The sequence below is a fragment of the Arthrobacter sp. 3Tela_A genome, assembly GCF_049311025.1.
Taxonomy (GTDB): domain Bacteria; phylum Actinomycetota; class Actinomycetes; order Actinomycetales; family Micrococcaceae; genus Arthrobacter_B.
This window is the reverse complement of sequence record NZ_JAXIOM010000002.1, coordinates 16,403-37,518: the sequence shown is the minus strand read 5'-3', so window position 1 is coordinate 37,518 and position 21,116 is coordinate 16,403. Positions and strand designations below refer to the sequence as shown.

Annotated in this window: 15 protein-coding genes and 1 tRNA gene; 7 read left to right on the top strand and 9 right to left on the bottom strand. The window is 66.2% G+C overall.

Annotated features, from left to right (window positions below; genetic code table 11):
• Nucleotides 1–177: 177 nt before the first annotated feature.
• Entirely contained in the window at nucleotides 178–1,191 is a 1,014-nt protein-coding gene (locus TVC13_RS01220) for a YeiH family protein (protein WP_422399421.1), read from the bottom strand.
• A 119-nt stretch (nucleotides 1,192–1,310) separates the two neighbouring features.
• Between TVC13_RS01220 and TVC13_RS01215 the strand changes: the two genes are divergently transcribed.
• Nucleotides 1,311–4,106 carry a cation-translocating P-type ATPase gene (locus TVC13_RS01215; RefSeq protein WP_422399420.1) on the top strand — a complete coding sequence of 932 codons (2,796 nt, stop codon included), beginning with the start codon at nucleotides 1,311–1,313 and terminating at the stop codon, nucleotides 4,104–4,106.
• Here the strand turns inward: TVC13_RS01215 and TVC13_RS01210 are convergent.
• Nucleotides 4,078–5,517 carry an SDR family NAD(P)-dependent oxidoreductase gene (locus TVC13_RS01210; RefSeq protein WP_422399419.1) on the bottom strand — a complete coding sequence of 480 codons (1,440 nt, stop codon included), beginning with the start codon at nucleotides 5,515–5,517 and terminating at the stop codon, nucleotides 4,078–4,080. The two genes, TVC13_RS01215 and TVC13_RS01210, sit on opposite strands and share 29 nt — an antisense overlap.
• A 110-nt stretch (nucleotides 5,518–5,627) precedes the next feature.
• Nucleotides 5,628–6,872, bottom strand: coding sequence for a glucose-1-phosphate adenylyltransferase (gene glgC / locus TVC13_RS01205; RefSeq protein ID WP_422399418.1), 1,245 nt, complete (start codon nucleotides 6,870–6,872; stop codon nucleotides 5,628–5,630).
• 115 nt (nucleotides 6,873–6,987) lie between these two features.
• Here glgC and glgA point away from each other — a divergent pair, with 115 nt between their 5' ends.
• Nucleotides 6,988–8,184, top strand: coding sequence for a glycogen synthase (glgA, locus tag TVC13_RS01200; protein ID WP_422399417.1), 1,197 nt, complete (start codon nucleotides 6,988–6,990; stop codon nucleotides 8,182–8,184).
• Between the two features lie 115 nt (nucleotides 8,185–8,299).
• Here glgA and TVC13_RS01195 read toward each other — a convergent pair whose 3' ends face one another.
• Together TVC13_RS01195 and TVC13_RS01190 are read right to left on the bottom strand one after the other, a co-directional pair.
• Nucleotides 8,300–10,396, bottom strand: a complete 2,097-nt coding sequence (locus TVC13_RS01195) for an acyl-CoA dehydrogenase (RefSeq protein WP_422399416.1) — start codon at nucleotides 10,394–10,396, stop codon at nucleotides 8,300–8,302.
• Between the two features lie 79 nt (nucleotides 10,397–10,475).
• Nucleotides 10,476–11,159 (bottom strand): TetR family transcriptional regulator, encoded by a 684-nt coding sequence (locus TVC13_RS01190; RefSeq protein ID WP_422399415.1) that lies wholly within the window; start codon nucleotides 11,157–11,159, stop codon nucleotides 10,476–10,478.
• A 73-nt stretch (nucleotides 11,160–11,232) separates the two neighbouring features.
• Here TVC13_RS01190 and TVC13_RS01185 point away from each other — a divergent pair, with 73 nt between their 5' ends.
• From TVC13_RS01185 to TVC13_RS01170, 4 genes are all read left to right on the top strand, one after another.
• Nucleotides 11,233–12,564 carry an acetyl-CoA C-acetyltransferase gene (locus TVC13_RS01185; RefSeq protein ID WP_422399414.1) on the top strand — a complete coding sequence of 444 codons (1,332 nt, stop codon included), beginning with the start codon at nucleotides 11,233–11,235 and terminating at the stop codon, nucleotides 12,562–12,564.
• Between the two features lie 2 nt (nucleotides 12,565–12,566).
• Nucleotides 12,567–13,907 (top strand): 3-oxoacyl-ACP reductase, encoded by a 1,341-nt coding sequence (locus tag TVC13_RS01180; RefSeq protein ID WP_422399413.1) that lies wholly within the window; start codon nucleotides 12,567–12,569, stop codon nucleotides 13,905–13,907.
• A gap of 242 nt (nucleotides 13,908–14,149) precedes the next feature.
• Nucleotides 14,150–14,824, top strand: a complete 675-nt coding sequence (locus TVC13_RS01175; protein ID WP_422399498.1) for a MaoC family dehydratase — start codon at nucleotides 14,150–14,152, stop codon at nucleotides 14,822–14,824.
• A gap of 23 nt (nucleotides 14,825–14,847) precedes the next feature.
• The gene (locus TVC13_RS01170) at nucleotides 14,848–16,083 is read left to right on the top strand and encodes a kynureninase (RefSeq protein ID WP_422399412.1); all 1,236 of its coding nucleotides are present in this window, start codon (nucleotides 14,848–14,850) and stop codon (nucleotides 16,081–16,083) included.
• 9 nt (nucleotides 16,084–16,092) lie between these two features.
• Here the strand turns inward: TVC13_RS01170 and TVC13_RS01165 are convergent, their stop codons facing one another.
• The 4 genes from TVC13_RS01165 to TVC13_RS01150 all read right to left on the bottom strand — a co-directional run bounded on the left by TVC13_RS01165 (nucleotide 16,093) and on the right by TVC13_RS01150 (nucleotide 19,604).
• Complete coding sequence (locus tag TVC13_RS01165; RefSeq protein ID WP_422399411.1) at nucleotides 16,093–16,503, bottom strand: universal stress protein; 411 nt, start codon at nucleotides 16,501–16,503, stop codon at nucleotides 16,093–16,095.
• On the bottom strand, nucleotides 16,496–17,974 hold the full coding sequence (locus TVC13_RS01160; protein WP_422399410.1) for an APC family permease: 1,479 nt from the start codon (nucleotides 17,972–17,974) through the stop codon (nucleotides 16,496–16,498). The genes TVC13_RS01165 and TVC13_RS01160 overlap by 8 nt, the downstream gene beginning before the upstream one ends.
• Nucleotides 17,975–18,075: 101 nt before the next feature.
• Nucleotides 18,076–19,374: a hemolysin family protein gene (locus TVC13_RS01155; protein WP_422399409.1), complete on the bottom strand. Its 1,299-nt coding sequence runs from the start codon at nucleotides 19,372–19,374 to the stop codon at nucleotides 18,076–18,078.
• A 146-nt stretch (nucleotides 19,375–19,520) separates the two neighbouring features.
• A tRNA-Leu gene (locus TVC13_RS01150) sits at nucleotides 19,521–19,604 on the bottom strand.
• Nucleotides 19,605–19,803: 199 nt separating this feature from the next.
• Here TVC13_RS01150 and TVC13_RS01145 point away from each other — a divergent pair.
• Complete coding sequence (locus TVC13_RS01145) at nucleotides 19,804–21,105, top strand: M20/M25/M40 family metallo-hydrolase (RefSeq protein WP_422399408.1); 1,302 nt, start codon at nucleotides 19,804–19,806, stop codon at nucleotides 21,103–21,105.
• Nucleotides 21,106–21,116 lie beyond the last annotated feature (11 nt).

Here is a 21,116-nt window from a genome sequence, read left to right as displayed (position 1 = left end):
GTCGCTTCCTCCGTTCCTGTGCCTCCGTAGTTTCCCTGCGCACCACGCGAAAGGAGAGCGTGAGCCATAAAGCCCCCTATGGTCCGCAAGTGGTGGATGCCCGGTGGACTGAGACTATGCGCGCCCCGCTCCTCCCTGCAACGGCTTCCCGGTGCTGCGGGGCACAGGAGCCTGCGGTCAGGCGGAAGGCACCAGAAGCACTGCCAGCGCCAGGGCGGACGCCACGATGACCGCCCAGGAAAGCAGGGAGGCCGCTGCCGCCCGCCCTCCGGTGCGGGCAAGGCTGCGCAGGTTCACAGACGCGCCGAGGCCGAAGAGCGCCGCAGCGAAGAGCAGCTCCTGCAGCACCGCCGCCGCCTCCAGCAGGCCGCCGGGCAGGAGCCCGGTGGTCCGCAGGGCAACCGCGGCCACAAAACCTGCCACGAACAAGGGGACCAGGGGAGGGAACTTGCCATCGCCCGAATTCCCGGCCCTGCGGCGGTGCTGCAGGCCGGCCAGCGCGCTGACGGGGGCCAGCATCAGGACCCGCACCAGTTTCACCACAACCGCAAGCGCCAGGGCCGCCGCGCCCCCCGTCTGGGCCGTGGCTACTACCTGTCCCACGTCATGAACGGAGGCACCGGCCAGGAATCCGAATCTCTCCGGAGACACGCCCAGCACCACGCTGAGCAGGGGCAGGACGGCTATGGCAAGGGTTCCGCAGAGCGTGACCATTGCTGCCGGAACCGCTGCCTGCTCCGACCGGACGCCCCGTGCCGCTGCCACGGCTCCGATTGCTGAGACCCCGCAGATTGAAAACCCGGCAGCTACCAGGACCGGTTCCTCGCCCGGAAGACGGAAGGCCCGGCAGACCAGATACGTTGCTCCGAAGGAAAACCCAACCAGCGCAATAATGAGCACCACAGTGAGCCAGCCAAGGCCGGCGATGTCCACGAGTGAAACCTTCAGACCCAGCAGGACAATGCCTAGGCGCAGGAATCTTTTGGCAGCGAGGGCCAGGCCTGGACGCCAGGGTCCGGCTGCAAGCCCGGCCGGACCGGGTACATTCCCGACGGCGAGTCCGAGGATTACCGCCGCGGTCAGCACCGGGACAGCCGGGAACACCCGGTGCAGCAGGAGGCAAAGCACGACGGCGGCGGCTGCGGCCGCGAGACCGGGGACGTTGGCGCGGGTAGCGGTGGGCGCTGGCATCCTCCTACCTTCGCCGAGAAGCCCCCGCAGGGCCAACCCAGCACTGCACCGTTACCGCCCCGGGGCCCCATTGGTAGACTGATGCGGACCAGTTCGCGAGCCGAGCACAGGGGTATCCCATGCAGCATGGCAGCAACTCCGGGTCCGGAACACCGGTGGCCGGCTCCTCACGTTCCCCGGCAGCTTCCCCGGTGCCGGATCCCTGGACCCTACCCGGCGCGGAAGTCGCCAGAGCCCTGGACACCGATCCGGCAACGGGCCTGGGCACCGCAGAGGCAGGGCGCCGGCTGGCGGCGTACGGAACCAACCAGCTTGCCGGCAAGCCTCCCGTGCCCGCATGGCGGAAGGTTCTGGCCCTGCTCTCCGACCGGCTCATCCTGGTGCTGCTCGCCGCTGCAGTGATCAGCGCCGTCGTCTCCCATGAGCTTGAAACGCCTATCGTCATCCTTGCCGTGGTCATCCTGAACACCTGCCTGAACTACGTCCAGGAGCGGCGTGCGGAGAACAGTTTGGAAGCGCTCCGGCGGACGGATGTGGGAACCACACGTGTCCGTCGGAGCGGCACTGTCTCCACGCTTCCGCGAACGGAGCTGGTGCCGGGGGACATTGTGCTGCTGGAAGCGGGGGACTCGGTACCGGCGGACGGCAGGCTGCTCGAAGCAGTCCGGCTGCAGGCCGCAGAGGCAGCGCTCACGGGCGAATCGCAGCCGGTCAACAAGGACGCGGCCTCCATCCAGGCGGCCGATTCGCCGGTGGCCGACCGGCACGGGATGCTCTACATGGGCACCGACGTCAGCCGCGGCCGGGCCACGATGGTGGTCACCGGCACGGGCATGGACACCCAGATGGGCAGGATCGCGCATCTGCTGGGCAGCACACAGGACGAGAAAACGACGCTGCAGCGCAGCATCGACCAGCTTGCCGCCCTGTTGACCTGGATTGCCCTGGGCGTCGTGGCACTCGTCTTTGTTCTGGGACTGCTGCGCGGGGAAGACCTGAACACACTGCTGCTGACTTCCGTGTCCCTCGCCGTGGCCACCATCCCCGAGGGGCTGACCGCCGTCGTCGCCTTCACGCTGGCCATGGGAGCCTCCCGGCTGGCGGCACGCGGAGCCATCATCAAGCAGCTTTCAGCCGTGGAGACCCTCGGCGGAACCTCACACATCTGCACCGACAAGACCGGCACGCTCACCCTGAATGAGATGACCGTGCGGCGGATGGTCTCCGCCTTTGGCCTCAGGTGCCGCGTCACCGGAACCGGGTATGGGCTGGAAGGCAAGATCCTCAGTCCCGACGGCGGTGAGGTTCCGGTAATGACGGAGGCTTACCTGGCCATGGTGCTGTGCAACGACGCGTCCGTGACAGACGGAGTGCTCAGCGGCGACCCGACCGAAGGTGCCCTGGTGGTGCTGGCCGAAAAAGCAGGCATAGACCCCGTGGGCGCACGTGCAGAGCACCCGCGGCTCGCGGAGGTGCCGTTCGACTCGGAATACAAGTTCATGGCCACGTTCAACACGGACAGGCGCATTCCGGACAGGACCTGGTGCAACGTCAAGGGTGCGCCGGGTGTTGTCCTGGACCTCTGCACCCACTTTGCCGGCCCGGACGGAGTTGAGCCCCTGACCCCGGAGCACCGGGACCGGGTACTCAGCGAAGTGGAACTGATCGCCGATGCCGGCCTGCGCACCCTCGCAGTAGCCGGGCGTCCCGTCGATGAACTTCCGCCCGCTGAACCGGAGCAGCTTCGCCGCGCCGTGGCCGGACTGGTGCTGTACGCCGTCGTCGGCATCATGGATCCGCCGCGCCGCGAGGCGCGCGATGCGATCGATGAGGCGCGCGCCGCGGGGATCCAGGTACACATGATCACCGGCGACCACCTGGTCACGGCGTCCGCCATCGCCAAGGACCTTGGCATCCCGGGGGAGTCCGTGGCAGGCTCCGAGCTGGACGGCCTTGACGACCACCGGCTGCAGGAACTGGCACCGAAGGTCGGCGTGCTGGCCCGGGTTTCCCCGGAACACAAGCTGCGTGTGGTCGAGGCGCTGCAGGCTGACGGTTCGGTGGTGGCCATGACGGGCGACGGCGTCAATGACGCTCCGGCGCTGAAGCGGGCGGACATTGGGATTGCCATGGGCATCACCGGGACGGACGTGTCCAAGGGTGCAGCGCGGATGATCCTGACCGATGACAACTTCGCCACCATTGTTGCCGCTGTCCGGGAAGGCCGCGGGATCTACGCGAACATCATCAAGTTCGTCCGGTTCCAGCTGACCACCGCGTGGGGTTTTGTGCTGATTTTCCTGGCCGCTGCCACGTTCGGCTTTGCCGGGGGAGCGCCGTTCACCGCAATCCAGATCCTCTGGGTGAACATCATCATGGACGGTCCGCCGGCACTGGCCCTGGGCGTGGACTCAACCGACCCGAAAGTGATGAGGCAGCCGCCGCGCAAACCCCGCGAGCCGCTGCTGACCGGCCAGCGGCTGGCCGCGCTGGCGGTCGCCGGGCTGGTGATGGCCGGCGGAACCTGCTGGGTGCTGCTGGCGGCGCCGTCGCTCTTCCCGGAGGCTGCTGCCGCCAGCACCAATTTCGCTACGACCATGGCCTTCACGACGTTCGTTTTCTACCAGGTCTTCAATCTGCTCAACGTCCGCAGCGAGACGTCCTCGGTCTTCTCGCTGCAGACGTTCACCAACCGGACTATCTGGTTCGCACTGGGCGCCGTAGTCCTGCTGCAGGTCCTGGTGGTCCAGCTGGGATTCTTCGAGGACCTCTTCGACACGGTTCCGCTGAACTCCGACCAGTGGCTGCTCTGCCTGGGCGTAGCCGCAACCATCGTCGTAGTGTCAGAACTGAGCAAGGGCATAGGTGCCCTTCGCCGCCGGGCTGCTACCAGGGCGAAGGCCGGTAATCCTTGAGGAACACGCCGTGCAGGTCCTCGCCGGCTTCGCCCATCACAATCGGGTCATAGACCCGTGCGGCGCCGTCCACCAGGTCCAGGGGCGCGTGGAAGCCTTCTTCGGCCAGGCGGACCTTGGTGGGATGCGGGCGTTCGTCGGTAATCCAGCCGGTGTCCACCGCCGTCATCAGGATGCCGTCGGTCTCCAGCATTTCGCCGGCGCTGGTGCGGGTGAGCATGTTCAGCGAAGCCTTGGCCATGTTGGTGTGGGGGTGTCCCGGGCCCTTGTAGCGGCGGGCGAACTGGCCCTCCATGGCGGAGACGTTCACGATGTACTTGCGCCGGGCGGGGGAGGCCGCCATGGCCGGGCGGAGCCGGTTGACCAGCAGGAACGGTGCCGTGACGTTGCACAGCTGCACTTCGAGCATTTCCAGCGGCTCCACCTGGTCCACCACCTGGGTCCAGGAGTTGATAGGAGCGGTGTCCGGGACGAGGCCGCCGGCGTCGATCGCCGTCCCGTCTCCGAGTTTGGCGAGGGACGACGAACCGGCCGTCAGCGCCAGCGAGGTTACTGCGTCGCCTGCCAGGACCGGATGCTCCGCGACTGAGCCTGCCAGCGCCGTGGGGTGGGCGTTGTAGGTGTTGCCGAAGGTCACCAGTTCCGGCATCGGCTTATTCGACGGCAGCTCTTCGAGCTCGGCGTCCATCAGCGGCTGGTAGGCGTTGGAACTGCGGCGCACGGTCTGCGCGGCGTTGTTGATGAGGATGTCCAGCGGCCCGTCAGCGGCAACCGCGTCGGCCAGGGAAATCACCTGGGCCGGATCACGCAGGTCGATGCCGACGATCTTCAGCCGGTGCAGCCAGTCCGCGGAGTCCTCCATCGCGGCGAAGCGCCGGGCGGCGTCCTTCGGGAAGCGGGTTGTGATGGTGGTGTGGGCGCCGTCGCGCAGCAGCCGCAGCGCAATGTACATGCCGATTTTCGCCCGGCCGCCGGTGAGCAGGGCGCGCCGGCCGGTGAGGTCCGTCCTGGCATCTCGCTTAGCGTGGCTGAATGCGGCGCACTCCGGGCAGAGCTGGTGGTAGAAAGCATCCACCAGGGTGTAGGGCTGCTTGCAGATGTAGCAGTTCCGCGGCTTGAGCAGGGTGCCGGCGGACGGACCGTGGGCCGAACTGCGCAGCTGTGCGCCCCTGGTCTCGTCATCGATCCGGTCCGGCGCGCCGGTGGCGGTGCGGGCCACAACGGCACGGTCCGCCTCTGCGACGGCGTCGCGCTTGGCCACCTTGCGGTGCTTCTTGACGGCCTTGAACATCTTCGCCGTGGCCCGGCGGACGGCCACATGATCCGGATGGTCCTCGTCCAGGGCGTGGATGGTGGAGAGGACCCGAAGGCAGGTGCTGAGGTCTTCGGGGCTGAGGTCTGTGCTGCTCATCGATCACGTTTCTGCGGTGGGTCCGCCGGGGGTATGCGCGGCGGAGGGCAAACTGGTGCACCTCGACCTTACCGCCAACCCGCCCGCCGCCCCTTATCGGGCGGTCCGCGTCACTCCGGGCGGACTGTCTGTCCCTTGCTGAGAACCGTCAGGCCCGACGCCGTCACCGTGTAGCCCCGCGCCAGGTCCAGTTCGCGGTCCACGCCTACCGTGGCGCCCGGCGGGATTTCGACGAACTTGTCCACGATCGCACGCTTGACCACCGCTCCTGCACCGACCCGCACTCCGTCCATGATCACACTGTCAGTCACCGTGGCGGAGGCGTCCACATAGACGTCGTGCCCCAGCACGGAGCCGCTGACGGTGCCCCCGGAAATCACAGCGCCGTTTGCCACGATCGAGTCAACAGCAGTGCCCGGGGCGGCGGAGGAATCCCGCACGAACTTGGCCGGCGGGGAAATGCTCTGCCGGGTGTAAATGGGCCACTGCAGGTTGTAGAGGTTGAAGGACGGCACGGGGGAGATCAGGTCCATGTGCGCGTCATAGTAGGAGTCCAGGGTGCCCACGTCGCGCCAGTAGCGCTGGTCCCGTTCCGTGGCGCCGGGAATGATGTTCTCGGTGAAGTCATAGACGTTGGCCTCACCGCGTTCCACGAACCAGGGGATGATGTCTCCGCCCATGTCGTGCTTGGTGATCAGGCGTTCGGCGTCTATCCGCAGTGCCTCAACCAGGGCTTCGGTGGTGAAGACGTAGTTGCCCATGGAAGCCAGGAAACTCCCGGGATCATCGGGCAGGCCGGGGGTGCTGGACGGCTTTTCAACGAACGCGGCAATCCGGCCCGGATCCCCTGGATCCGTTTCGATGACGCCGAACTGGTCCGCCATGGCCAGCGGCTGCCGGACCGCTGCCACGCTGCACGGCGCTCCGGAGGCGATGTGCGCCTCCACCATCTGGGAAAAGTCCATCCGGTAGACGTGGTCCGCACCGATGACGACGACGATGTCCGGACGGGCGTCGTCGATCAGGTTCATTGACTGGTACAGGGCGTTCGCGCTGCCCAGGAACCAGCTTTTGCCTACGCGCTGCTGCGCCGGCACGGAAGCAACATAGTTCTGCAGCTGGGTGGACAGGCGCCAGGTCTCGGAGATGTGCCGGTCCAGGCTGTGGGACTTGTACTGGGTAAGCACCACGATCTGCAGGTAGCCGGAGTTCACCAGGTTGGAGAGGGCAAAGTCGATCAGCCGGTATTTGCCGGCGAAGGGCACCGCGGGTTTGGCCCGGTCTGCAGTCAGCGGCATCAGCCGCTTGCCCTCGCCGCCGGCGAGGACGACGGACAGGACTTTCTTCGGTGCCATGTGTCTGCTCCTGACTGCTCCCGGGAACCGGGAAAACGGATAAGCCTTGCCTGACTGGGAAGCCTGCTGACAAACACACTAGATCACTGCGCCTGATGTGCACTACGTTGATCAAGTGCGAGTAGATATCGTTTCCAAGGAATTCCCCCCGGACATCTATGGGGGCGCCGGTGTCCATGTGGCGGAACTGAGCCGTGTCCTGGCCTCCCGGGCTGACCTGCGGGTTCACTGTTTCGGTGCGCCCCGGGAGGCGGATTACCACGGCGCCCGGGTCCAGGCGTATCCGGTGCCGGCCGAACTGGCGGCCGCCAACCCCGCAGTGCAGACCCTGGGGACGGACCTGGACATGCTCCAGGGACTTGAAGGCACGGACCTGATCCATTCGCATACCTGGTACGCGAACATGGCGGGCCATCTGGGTTCCCTGCTCTACGGCGTGCCGCACGTGCTCAGCGCCCACAGCCTTGAGCCGCTGCGTCCGTGGAAGGCTGAGCAGCTCGGCGGCGGCTACGCACTGTCCTCCTGGGTGGAGAAAACCGCGTACGACGCCGCTTCGGCCATCATTGCCGTATCCGAAGGGATGCGGAAGGACATTCTGCGCGCCTATCCGGAAGTCACCCCCGGCAAGGTACGCGTTGTCCACAACGGGATCGACACCGAAACCTGGCACCCGGACCACGATCCGGACGGAGTGCGGGCACTGGGCATCGACCCGGATGCGCCTTCCGTCGTGTTCGTGGGACGCAACACCCGCCAGAAAGGTGTTCCATACCTGCTGCGGTCCGCCGCGCTGCTGCCGCCGGAGGTCCAGCTGGTCCTCTGCCTGGGCGCAGCGGACACCCCGGAACTCGCCGCGGAGACTGCAGAGCTGATCGCTGAACTGACCCGCTCACGCACCGGCGTCGTCGTCATTGAACGCATGCTGCCGCGCGCAGAGCTGATCAAGGTGCTCAGCTCCGCCACCGTCTTTGCCTGCCCGTCCATCTACGAGCCGCTGGGCATCGTGAACCTCGAAGCCATGGCCTGCGGCACGGCAGTGGTGGCCAGCGCCACCGGCGGCATTCCCGAGGTGGTGGACGACGGCGTCACCGGCCTGCTGGTGCCCATTGACCAGGTGCAGGACGGTACCGGCACACCCCTGGAACCGGAAACCTTTGTCCGGGACTTTGCCGCCGCGCTGACCGTGCTCGTCACCGATCCGGACCGGGCCCGGGAGATGGGGGAGGCCGGCAGGCGCCGCGCCGCGCAGCACTTCTCCTGGGATGCCATCGCCGAGGCGACCCTGCAGGTCTACCGCTCAGTCCTTCCCTAGATTCCAGCAGAACCCGGCTTTCAGGAAACAGCAGCTCGAAAGAAACGCTGAAGGGCCCGGCACCGGAGTTCAACGGGTGCCGGGCCCTTGCGATTTTGATCCTCTACTGCAGGGGTTAGCGCTTGCCCTTGGCTGCCTGCTTGCGCCGCTGGATCAGGATCTTCTCATCCACCGGGGCGGCTCCCGAGGCTCGCAGCATCCGCTGGTACTGCATCGACTCGTCCTGGCGCTGCTTTTCGGCGCCGCTGGCGACGGCTGCACGCAGGTGCTCCGGTCCGTAGCCAAACGCGTCCACCAGGTCCATGGAGTGCGGCCGGATCTTGGCCAGGAGACGGTTGATGTACTCGCTGAGGGTCCGGGCACGCTGTGCGGACAGCCTGCCGTGCATCAGGTACCAGGCCAGGTTCTTTTCGATCAGGCCCAGTCCAAAGAGGTCGCGCAGCCAGGTGACAACCTGGCGGGTCCCCTCGTCCTCAATCCGCTCCAGTCCGCGGGTGAAAGCCTCCCACTGCAGCAGCTCGGCGTGTGCGCGCGCAGCTTCGATGAGATCGTGCTGGTGCCGGTTGAACACTGCCGCCGCTTCGGCCTTTGGCAGCTTGCGCGCCTTCTGCAGCTCGCCGGCGACCTCCGCCACCATGGTGGCCACGCGGTCGGCCAGCAGGTCATGCTGGGTGCGCGGATCGCGGAGGGCAATCGCGGACTTCTTCTCGGATCCGGTGTCCGCCACCGTCTGGACTATCTGGCGCAGGCCGGAGCGGTGGAAGGTGCGTTCGGTGGCCTGTCCCACCACATAACGGGCCAGGACGCCGAAGTCCGCGCCCTGGAATTCCTTGGCGTAGTCGGCCAGGAGCCGCTTGGCAACGAGCTGGAGGAGCACGGTGTTGTCACCTTCGAAGGTGACGTAGATGTCCAGGTCGGAACGCAGCGCAGTGAGCCGGTTCTCGGCCAGGAAGCCGGCGCCGCCGGTAGCCTCGCGGCATTCCTGGAGCGTGTCCAGGGCGTGCCAGGTGGAGAGCGATTTCAGGGCAGCGGCGAGTGTTTCCAGGTCCTGGCGGTTCTCGTCGGTGTCATCGGCACCGGAGAACACGTCGTCGAACTTGGTGAGCAGCTCGTCATGGGCGAAGGACGCGGCGTACGTGGTGGCCAGCAGCGGAAGCAGACGGCGCTGGTGCTGCTGGTAGTCCATCAGCACTTCTTCCACCGTGTCCGAGGCGCCGTTAAACTGCCGGCGTTCGGTGGCGTACTTGATGGCGATGTTCAGGCCCAGCTTCGAGGCGGCCACTGCGGCGCCGTCCAGGGATACCCGGCCCTGGACCAGGGTGCCGATCATGGTGAAGAAGCGCCGGCCCGGGCTTTCGATGGAGGAGGTGTAGGTACCGTCCTCAGCGACGTCACCGTACCGGTTCAGGAGGTTGGTGCGCGGAATCCGGACGTTGGAGAAGTGCAGCCGGCCGTTGTCGATGCCGTTGAGTCCGCCCTTGACGCCGTCGTCCTCGCCGCCGATGCCGGGCAGGAAGCCGTTCTCATCGCGCAGCGGAACGTAGAACGCGTGCACACCGTGGTCCACACCCTTGGTGATCAGATGTGCGAAGACAACGGCGGCCTTGCCGTTGACTGCGGCGTTGCCGATGTAGTCCTTCCACGCCGCGCGGAACGGCGTGTTGATGATGAACTCCTGCGACGCCTCGTCGTATTCAGCGGTGGTGGCGATGCTGGAAACATCCGAGCCGTGGCCGGTTTCGGTCATGGCGAAGCAGCCGGGGATTTCAAGGCTCATGATGCCCGGGAGCCACTTCTCGTGGTGTTCCCTGTTACCCAGGTGCAGGACGGCGGAACCAAACAGCCCCCACTGCACGCCGGCCTTGATCTGCAGCGACGGATCGGCCACCACCAGTTCCGCGAAGCCGGCTACATTTCCGCCGTGGTTGTCCTGGCCGCCCACGTAGGCGGGGAAGGCACGGTGCACAGCATCGGCGTCGACCAGGATCTTGAGCTGGTCCATGACCCGGAGGCGGTGTTCGGTGTGGGACAGGCCCGCTGGGGTGTGCAGTTCGTCCGTTCCGGCCAGCTTCCGGGCCTGGAGACGGATGTCATGCCACTTGCCCAGCAGGGTGCGGCCAAGGGCTTCGACGTTGACTGTTGCCGAGTCGTCTTCGCGGATGACGGTGCTGGCGGGAAGCTGGCGCTGCGGGGTAGAGACTGATTGCGTCATTGCGTGTCCTTACTGGTCGGCGTTCGGCGCTGTGGAGGATTCTCCGCGGCTGCCGTGCGCAGTGGTGGGTTCAGGGGTTTTATGTGTCGGCTGCCCGGGGAGTGTCCCAGCCGATTCCGTCAAACAGCCAGGCGGTGAGCTGGTCGGTCATTTCGGCTTCCGAGGGACGCTCCGGGCCGGGGGTCGCGAGCCACCGCTCACCGGCTGCCCGCACCATGCCCATTGCCGCAATAGGCCAGAAACCGGCGGCTGCCTGGGCCAGGGACCCGTTGTCGTGTCCCTCCAGGTATGCCTGCACGGCGTGGTCCATCATCTCGCTGATGTTGGCGAAGAAATGGGAAAGCGCGATGGCGACACCCGGCTCGCTGCTGCCCGGGGCTTCTCCGCCGGATCCGGTGACGAAGGCGTACACATTGGGGGAGGTCTGCGCCATCTGCAGGTAGGCAGAGACCATGGCCCGGAGTCCGGAGCGGGGTGAGTCTGCGCTGCGGCCGGCTGCCAGGATCTTGTCCTGCATCTGGTTGATGACCACCTCACCCATGGCCTGCTGCAGTCCGGACTTGTCACCGAAGTACCGGTAGTACACGGACTTGGAGGTTCCGGAAGCAGCTGCGATTTCCTCCATGGAAGCCTGAGCGCCCAGGGTGTGCACTGCGCGGCGCGCGGCTTTGATGAGGGCACTGCGCCGCTCGATGCGGTGCGCTTCCCAGCGGACGGAGCGGCCGTCCGGGGAGGGAGTGTCTTGTTTCACTGCGGTGTTCACGATACCCAGCGTATCAGGTACGGTGGGTTACAGTAATTCTTGTCACACATTGATATTCCAAGGAGACGCTCGAATGGCTGCACAACCCACGTCCGCGCCGGCACCGGCCACCGGCTCCGGACCCGCCGTCCGCAACGCCGTCGTCATTGGCGGCAACCGGATTCCCTTCGCACGCTCCGGCGGTGCCTACGCGCACAGCTCCAACCAGGACATGCTGACCGCGGCCCTGGACGGACTGGTGGCACGGTTTGGGCTGCAGGATGAGCGGATTGGCGCCGTCGCCGCCGGAGCCGTCCTGAAGCACTCCCGCGACTTCAACCTCACCCGTGAAGCGGTGCTGGGGTCCGCCCTCTCCCCGGAGACCCCGGCCTACGACGTTCAGCAGGCGTGCGCCACCGGACTCGAAACCGTCGTCTCGCTGGCCAACAAGATCAAGCTGGGACAGCTTGAATCCGGCATCGCCGGCGGCGTCGATTCCGCTTCCGACGCCCCGATTGCCGTCAGCGAAGGCCTGCGCCGCGCACTGCTGGATCTTTCCCGTGCACGGAGCACCAAGCAGAAGCTCGCTGCCATCGCGAAGATCCGGCCCCGGGATCTTGCACCGAACGCCCCCACCACCGGGGAACCCCGCACCGGCCTGTCCATGGGAGAGCACCAGGCGCTGACCACCGCGCAGTGGAAGATCACCCGGGAAAGCCAGGATGAACTGGCCTACAACAGCCACCGCAATCTGGCCGCCGCCTACGACCGCGGGTTCTTCGATGACCTGATCACTCCCTACCGCGGACTTTCCCGGGACTCGAACCTGCGCGCTGACACTTCCCTGGAGAAGCTCGCAAAGCTCAAGCCGGTGTTCGGCCGTTCCCTGGGCGATGAAGCCACCATGACGGCGGGCAACTCCACTCCGCTCACCGACGGTGCTTCCGTGGTGCTGCTGGGCTCGGAGGACTACGCCCGGGCAAACGACCTGCCCATGCTGGCGAACATCGTCGACGCCGAAGCCGGTGCGGTTGACTTCGTCCACGGGCGGGACGGCCTGCTGATGGCACCCGCTTTCGCGGTGCCGCGCCTGCTGGCCCGCAACGGCCTGACCTTCGCCGACTTCGATTTCTTCGAGATCCATGAAGCCTTCGCCGGCACGGTGCTGAGCACCCTCGCGGCCTGGGAGGACGACGAGTTCTGCCGCACCCGCCTGGGACTGGATGCACCGCTGGGCAGCATCGACCGCAGCAAGCTGAACGTCAACGGCTCCTCGCTGGCAGCCGGGCACCCGTTCGCTGCAACCGGCGGACGGATTGTCGCCTCGCTGGCCAAGATGCTCGCCGAGAAGGGCTCCGGCCGGGGACTGATCTCGGTCTGCGCCGCCGGCGGCCAGGGCCTTGTGGCAATTCTGGAGGCCCGCTAGCCATGACGGATACCTACCTGACGCTCGTCAACTCAGGCATCACCAAGGAGATCGCCAAGAAACTGGGCCTTCCCCGCCCGGCCGTTCTGCGCCGCTTTGACCCTGCCAAGCCGCTGGTCCCCGGGCCGGTGCTGCTCCTGGGCAAGGGCGAAAGCGCCGATGCCCTGGCGTCCCTGCTGCTCTCCTGGCAGCAGGACGTCCGCCGGCACGCGACCCCCAAGGAAAAACTCGGTGCCATCCTGATGGTGCTCGACGAAGCCGTAACCCCCGAAGACCTGGGTGCAGTGAGCCTCGACGCCGGTGCCAGCCTGCGCGACCTCGCCCCGGGCGGACGGGTGGTCACCGTTTCCCGGCCGGCATCCGAGGCCCAGGATCCCGCTGCCGCAGCCGCACGGCAGGGCGTGGACGGCACACTGCGTTCACTTGCCCACGAACTGCGCGGCGGCGCGACCGCCAACGGGATCGTTCTGGCCAACGGGACGGATGCCTCGGCACCGTCCGTTGCCGCGGCGCTGCATTTCCTGCTCTCGGGACGCAGCGCCTATGTCAGCGGCCAGTTCATCACCGTCGGCTCCGCTGCCGGTGAGCTGCCGCAGGATTGGAACACCTCGCTGGCCGGCAAGACCGCCGTCGTCACCGGCGCCGCACGCGGCATTGGCGCCTCGATTGCCCGTGTGCTGCACCGTGAAGGCGCAAACGTCATTGTGGTGGACGTTCCGGCCGCCGGCGAGCAGCTGGCCGCCGTCGCGAATGAAATCCACGGCACCGCCCTGCAGGTGGACATCACCCGCGACGACGCGGCAGACCGGATCCTGTCCCACGCCGCTGAACGCTACGGCAAGCTGGACATCGTCATCCACAACGCCGGCATCACCCGGGACAAACTGCTGGCCAACATGGATGCCTCCCGCTGGGACTCGGTAATCGCCGTGAACGTTGCCTCCCAGCTGCGGATGAACACCCGTTTCCTGGAGTCGGAGACCTTCAGCCCGGACGGGCGGATCGTCTCGCTGGCCTCCACCAGCGGCATCGCCGGAAACCGCGGGCAGACGAACTACGCCGCGTCCAAGGCCGGCATCATCGGCATGGTCCGTGCCACCGCGCCGCTGATGGCACCGCGCGGCGGATCCATCAACGCCGTCGCGCCCGGGTTCATTGAAACCGACATGACGGCCAGGATGCCGGCGCTGACCCGCCAGGTGGCACGCCGGCTCTCCAGCCTGCAGCAGGGCGGCAAGCCGGTCGACGTCGCAGAGGCGATCGCGTTCCTGGCCTCCGACGCCGCGGCCGGTGTCAACGGACAGGTGCTGCGGGTCTGCGGACAGAATATGGTGGGGGCATGAGCGTCCAGGAACTCGAAGCCATCCCGGCGCTCGGCCGCCTGTACCTCACCGCTGCCTCAAATGCAGCACGCAGCCGTCTTTCCTCATCAACGGCTCCCAAGGAGCTGCCGGCTGCCCGCCATACCGTGGCCCGGGCAAGGGTAGACCTGGACAACCTCACCAATTTCCAGCGTCTGGTCATGCACAGCGCCCAGGACACCCTGCCGTCGGGCTATGTGCATACGTTCGCGTTTCCCGTCGCCATGAGCGTCATGGCCAGGGAGGACTTCCCGCTGCCCCTGCTGGGCCTGGTTCACCTGCGCAACGATGTCCGTCACCTGCGCCCGATCCACTATTCGGAACCACTTTCGGTGACGGCGTGGGCGGAGAACCTCGCCGGCCACCGGTCCGGAACCCAGGTTGAGCTCGTCGCCGAGGTCCGCTCCGGCGAAGAACTGGTTTGGACGGGACGGTCGGTCTACCTGGCGAAGGGCGTTTTCCTGCCCCGGTTCGACCGCCCGGCTTCCTCCGGGGAGCGGCCGGAATTCGTGCCGCCGCTTCCCACTGCGCAGTGGCGGCTTGGCCCGGACGCAGGACGGAATTATGCCCGGGTCTCCGGGGACTTCAACCCCATCCACCTCAGTGCACTCTCCGCCCGGGCTTTGGGCATGAAGCGCTCCATCGCCCACGGCATGTACATGGCCTCGCGGGTGGTGGGCGAGACGGGCCCGGCGATGCAGGAACCGTTCGAGTGGAACATCGAATTCGAGTCACCGGTCTTCCTGCCGGCGACCGTGAGCGTCCGGATCTCCGAATCCGGAAGCCCGGGGGAGCGCGGCGCCACCACCTTCGCCGGCTGGAACCAGCGCAGCCGGCGCCGGCATTTCCATGGCTGGGCGCGTCCGCTCGGTGCCGGTACGCAAACCGGCGGGGCCTAGGAGCGGCTGCTAAAGTTCCCGCCATGAGAACAACTTCGCGTCTGTCTGTTCGTGCCCGGGAACTTGACTCTGCTGATCCGCTGGCCGGAATGCGGGAAAAGTTCCTGGGCCATGACGACGCCGGGGTACCGGCGTACCTGGACGGCAATTCGCTCGGCCGGCCGCTGGCCGCCACCCTGGACCGCCTGAACGATTTTGTGCGGAACCAGTGGGGCGGCCGGCTCATCCGCGCCTGGGACGAAGGCTGGCTCGCCCTTCCCCGGCAGATCGGCGACGAGCTCGGCGCCCAGGTCCTCGGTGCCGCCCCCGGTCAGTGCGTGGTGGCCGATTCAACCACGGTGCTGCTGTACAAACTGGCCCGTGCCGCCGTCACTGCGGGCGGAGACCGGACCGAAATCGTCCTGGACCGGGACAACTTTCCCACCGACCGCTACGTCATGGAGGGCATCGCCGCCGAGTGCGGACTCACCCTGCGCTGGGTCGAGGCAGACTACGACGGCGGGGTCAGCCCCGAAGCCGTAGCGGCCGCCGTCGGGCCGAAAACTTCGCTGGTGGTGCTCAGCCACGTCGCGTACCGCTCAGGGTTCATCGCGGACGTTCCGGCGATCACGGAAATCGTGCACCGTGCCGGCGGGCGGGTGCTGTGGGATCTCTGCCATTCCGCCGGTTCCGTGCCCGCGGAGCTGGATGCCTGGAACGTGGACTACGCGGCTGGCTGCAGCTACAAGTACCTGAACGGCGGTCCGGGAGCTCCGGCCTGGGCCTACGTGGCAGCCCGGCATCAGGACGGTTTTGACCAGCCGATCCGGGGCTGGCTCGGAGCGGGCGATCCGTTTGGGATGGGGCGGGAGTACGTTCCGGCAGCCGGCATCCAGCGGGTGGTCTCCGGCACCCCGCCCATCCTGGGGATGCTTGCCATGCAGGACATGATCGCCCTCATCGCCGAGGCCGGGATGGGAGCAGTGCGGGAGAAGTCCGTGCAGCTGACGTCCTTCGCGGTCGAGGCGTTCGATGAGGTCCTCGCGCCGCTGGGTGCCGAACTGGCATCTCCGCGGAATCCGTCGCAGCGCGGCAGCCACATCACCGTCGACCACCCGGCGTTCAAGGACATCACCGCCAGGCTGTGGGAGCAGGGAATCATCCCGGACTACCGCAATCCCAACGGCATCCGCCTTGGCCTGTCCCCGCTTTCAACATCCTTTGCGGAAACCTGGACCGGCATCCAGGCAATAGCCGCTGACCTTCAGACGGGTTCCTAGTACGGGGTACTACTGCCCGGCTTTCACGCAGAGCACGGGGCAGGGGGCTTCGAGCAGTACCCGCTGTGCGGTGCTGCCCAGGATCAGTTTTCCAACAGGCGTGCGGTGGCGGAGTCCCACAACGATCAGCCGGCCCTCGTTCCGGGCCGCAGCGGCCAGGATTTCGTCGGCAGGATCATAGTCGCCTTCGGGGTGGATGATCATAAAGTCGGATCCTGCTGCTTCCAGTTCCGCGGTAATCGCTTCGAGTTCGTCCGTGGCATCTTCCCCGTGGGAGTGCCCGTGACCCAGCCCCCGTCCGGTGGTGCGGACGTTAATGATCACCAGCCTGTCCTGGAACAGCGCTGCTTCCCTGCGGGCATGGGCGAGGGCGGCAGCGCCCTCCGGGGCCGGAACGTAGCCGACAACGACGCTAGCCATGGAGTTCCTCCGGATCGGTGAAGCGGGTGCGCTTGGCCTTCACTGCCCGGTTCCAGAGCCAGGTGAAGAACCAAAGCACGACGCCGATGGCCAGCAGCACGCCGGCAATTGAATACTCGATGGGATCCTGTGCCCACGGCCCCACCAGGAAAGCGCAGCTCAGCGCACCAATCCAGGGCATGATGCCGGGGGAGCGGAACGTTTTGCGGCCGGCGCCACCCTCCGGCATGCTCTCGCCTTCCACCGGGTCCGGAGGCGATTTGCGCAGCACCAGGCAGGCTATGTTCACCACGGTAAAGACACACAGCAGCAGCAGTGCGGTGGTGCCGCCGAGGGCAGAAACAGTGTCGGCGCCCATGACGTTGGTTACCAGGATGATGACGCCGATGGCCAGCAGCGTGGTGAACACGATCGCTGCCCAGGGCGTCCGCCGGCCGTGCAGCACCAGCGCCAGTGGGCGCGGCAGGACTTCCTGCTTGGACATGCCGTAAAGCAGGCGGCTGGCCATGAGCATGTTGATCAGTGCAGTGTTGGCGACCGCGAAGATGGACAGGAACGGGTAGAACACATCGATGGGGAAGTCCGGGGCGCCTGCCTGCACCACTTCCAGCAGCGGCGTCTGGCTCTCCGAGAGCTGTCCCACCGGCACCACGGCCACGGCTGCCACGGAAACCAGCAGGTAAATGAACACGGTAATACCCAGGCCGGTGAGCATCACTTTGGGGAAAATACGGGCCGGATCGCGGGTTTCCTCCGCCATATTGACGCTGTCTTCGAAACCGACCATTGAGAAGAAAGCCAGTGAGGTAGCTGCTGTCAGCGCGAGGAAGATCGACTTCCCGCCCTCCGTTTCAAAGACCACGGCGCGGGAAAAATCCACGTTCCCCTGGCCCATGGCCCAGAACCCGATTCCAATGACGATCAGCAGGCCGGTCAGCTCCACCACAGTCAGCACCACATTGAACTTGATGCTCTCGCCAACGCCGCGCAGGTTGATCAGGGCCAGCAGGATCATAAACCCGACGGCGATGGCCGTGACGCCGAACTGCCCCCAGCCCAGGTCAAAGCCGACCAGGAAATTCTCCGCCAGGAACTTGGCGGCGGTGGAGGCTGAGGTGATCCCGGAGCACAGCACCGCAAAGGTCACCAGGAAGGTGACGAAGTGGATACCGAACGCCTTGTGCGTGTACAGCGCCGCGCCGGCGGCCTGCGGGTACTTCGTGACCAGTTCCAGATATGACAGTGCCGTAATCGTTGCCACGGCGAAGGCAATCAGGATTGGTGCCCACGCAGCGCCGCCGATCTCCCCGGCAATCCGTCCGGTCAGGGCATAGACACCGGTGCCCAGGATGTCACCGACAATAAACAGCAGCAGCAGCTTGGTGCCCATCACCCGTTTCAGCTGCGGGCCGTCACCGGACTGCGGCACGCCGCTGGTAGCCGTTCCCTCGCCTCCGCCGGGTGCGCTCATGCCCGGTATTCTGCGCGCGTCCGGGACCCGCCCGCAATGCACACGCAGCATTTTCCGTTCCCGGGCCGGTAATCACGGTGGTCAAAGGAGGCCGGAAGCTGCTAACCGTAGGCGGCGTCCGGCACAACCCGCACGGCAAGGATGCGGTGGTGCTCGACCTCCAGCACCCGGAGTTTCCCGCCGGGGGCGCCCACGGTGTCTCCCGGTTCGGCCATCCGGCCCAGACGTTCCAGGATGTAGCCGGCCACGGTCTCATACTGTCCTTCCGGCAGTCTGATCCCGGTAAGACGGTCGAACTCCTGGAGGATCAGGCCCCCGTCCACCACAAGCTCGCCTTCAAGGTCCAGATGCTGGTCTTCCGGGTCCTTCCCGGTGTCGTACTCGTCGTAGATTTCCCCGACCAGTTCCTCCACCAGGTCCTCCAGCGTGACAATTCCGTCGGTTCCGCCGTATTCGTCAGCGACAACGGCAATGTGGCTGTTCTCCCGCCGCATTCGGGACAGGGTCGGAAGCACCGTGGCGGTGCCGGGCAGGAACACGATGGGACGGAGGATCTCACCCAGCCTCGTCTTCGCTGCGCTCCCCGGATCCTGGCCGAGCAGGTCCCGCACATGCACAAAGCCCAGGACGTCGTCAGGGGAGTCCTCAATCACCGGGTACCGCGAGTAGGGCAGCAGGTGGACGGCCTCCCGGGCCTGGGCCACCGTCAGCCCGGCCTGCAGGAATTCAACCTGGGGCCGGGGCCTCATCACCTCCTGCAGCAGCCGCTGGCCCGCGCCGAAGACGTCGGCCAGAATGCTCCGGCTCTCATCCGCGAGCACCGGGCTCGCTTTCACCATTTCCAGCAGTTCCTGCTGAGAGACCGGTACGTTCTTCAGGTTCGGGTCACCGCCAAGGGCGCGCACGACGCCGTTGGTGGACACGGAGAGCAGCTTGATGACCGGACGCATCACCGCGGCAAACACAGAAAGCGGCGGAGCCAGCGCCCGGACAAACCCTTCGGCGTTCTGCATGGCCAGGCGTTTGGGCACCAGCTCCGAGAACACCAGTGACAGGTAGGCCACCACCAGGGTCATCGCGATGAACGCCGTCGTTTGGGCAGCAGCGGCATTCAGGCCCCAGCTTTCCAGCACGGGGGAGACTGCCGGTGCAAGGGCCGACGCGCCGTATGCCGCGGAGAAGAAACCGGAGAGGGTTACGCCGATTTGGATGGCGGAGAGAAACAGGTTGGGGTTGCGCGCCAGGGCGGCAATCTTCGCTCCCCGCCGTCCGGATGCCTCAAGGCGCAGGATCTGCCCTTCACGGAGGGACACCAGGGCCATTTCGGCTCCGGCAAACAACCCGCCCAGCAGGACAAAGAAGAGCACCAGAATGACGTTCAGGAACCCGCTGCCGTCCATATTGCGAGGGTACCAACCAGGCCCCCGCAGCACAGCGGCCTACCCGGCCTGCGGGTGTGATGAAGTACACAACGGGATGTTACGGGCAAAACAAAACACCCCGGTCCGTGGACCGGGGTGTTTTCGATGTTCAGAACATCGGTTCGTGCGCGGAGGGGGACTTGAACCCCCACCCTCAATAAGAGGACTAGCACCTCAAGCTAGCGCGTCTGCCATTCCGCCACCCGCGCTTAGGTGTCTTCCGAAGAGCGGTTTTTATTCCGTTTCTTCGTTTGCAACGGGAAAAACTCTAACACGGTTTCTGCGAGAACAACGAATCGGCGAATTCGGGGCCGAGTGTGACGGGACATGCACCGGAACAATGCGCCCCTGGAAGTGGATGGACTGGCTAGGCTGGGCCGTAAAGCTGCCCAGCAAGGAGAGAGCCGCATGAGCATCCGCGCCGAAGACGAAGTAGCCCGCATCTGCCGGGACCTGATCCGCATTGACACCTCAAACTACGGAGACGGATCCGGGCCGGGGGAGCGGAAAGCAGCGGAGTATGTCGCCGCCCTCATCGAAGAGGCAGGGCTGGAAGCAGACATTTTTGAATCTGCACCCGGCCGGGCGTCGGTTGTCACCCGGCTGAGCGGCACGGATTCCTCCTTGCCGGCACTGGTGGTCCACGGCCACCTGGACGTAGTGCCGGCACAGAAGCAGGACTGGTCCGTCGACCCGTTCAGCGGTGAGGAACTCGACGGCCTCATCTGGGGCCGGGGCGCCGTCGACATGAAGGACATGGATGCCATGATCCTTGCCGTCATGAGGGAGATGGCCCGCACCGGCACCCGGCCCCGGCGGGACATCATCTTCGCGTTCTTTGCCGATGAGGAAGCCGGCGGAAGCTACGGCGCAGGCTGGGCCGTCGAAAACCGGCCTGAGCTCTTCGAGGGAGCCAGCGAGGCCATCTCTGAGGTTGGCGGCTTCTCGGCGACAATCGGCGGCCGCCGGACCTACCTCCTGCAGACCGCTGAAAAAGGCATTTCCTGGCTGCGCCTGCAGGCCCACGGCCGGGCGGGCCACGGCTCCCAAATCAACATGGACAACGCCGTCACCCGCCTCGCCGGTGCCGTCTCACGGATCGGTGCCTACGAATGGCCGATCGAACTCACCGACACCACCCGCGCTTTCCTGGACGGCGTCACCGAACTCACCGGCGTCGAGTTTGATCCCGCCAACCCCGGGAAACTGCTCGCCGAGCTGGGCACGGTGGCACGCTTTGTCGGTGCGACGCTGCAGAACACCGCCAACCCCACGCTCCTGGCGGCCGGGTACAAGCACAACGTCATTCCCGGCACCGCCGAAGCCTTCATCGACGCGCGGACTCTGCCCGGACAGGAAGAGCAGCTTCTTGAAATCGTGAAGTCCCTGGCCGGTGAGGGAATCGACGTCAGCTATGAGCACAAGGACGTGTCCCTGGAGGTTCCCTTCAGCGGAAACCTCGTGGACTCGATGGTCGCTGCCCTGCAGGCCGAGGATCCGGGCGCTCCGGTGCTTCCGTACACACTCTCCGGCGGAACGGACAACAAGTCGCTCAGCCGCCTGGGGATCACCGGCTACGGCTTCGCCCCGCTGCGCCTGCCCGAGGACCTGGATTTCACCGGCATGTTCCACGGTGTGGATGAACGTGTTCCGGTGGACTCGCTGAAATTCGGAACCCGGGTACTGGGCCGCCTGCTGCGCGGCTGCTAGACCCCTGAACC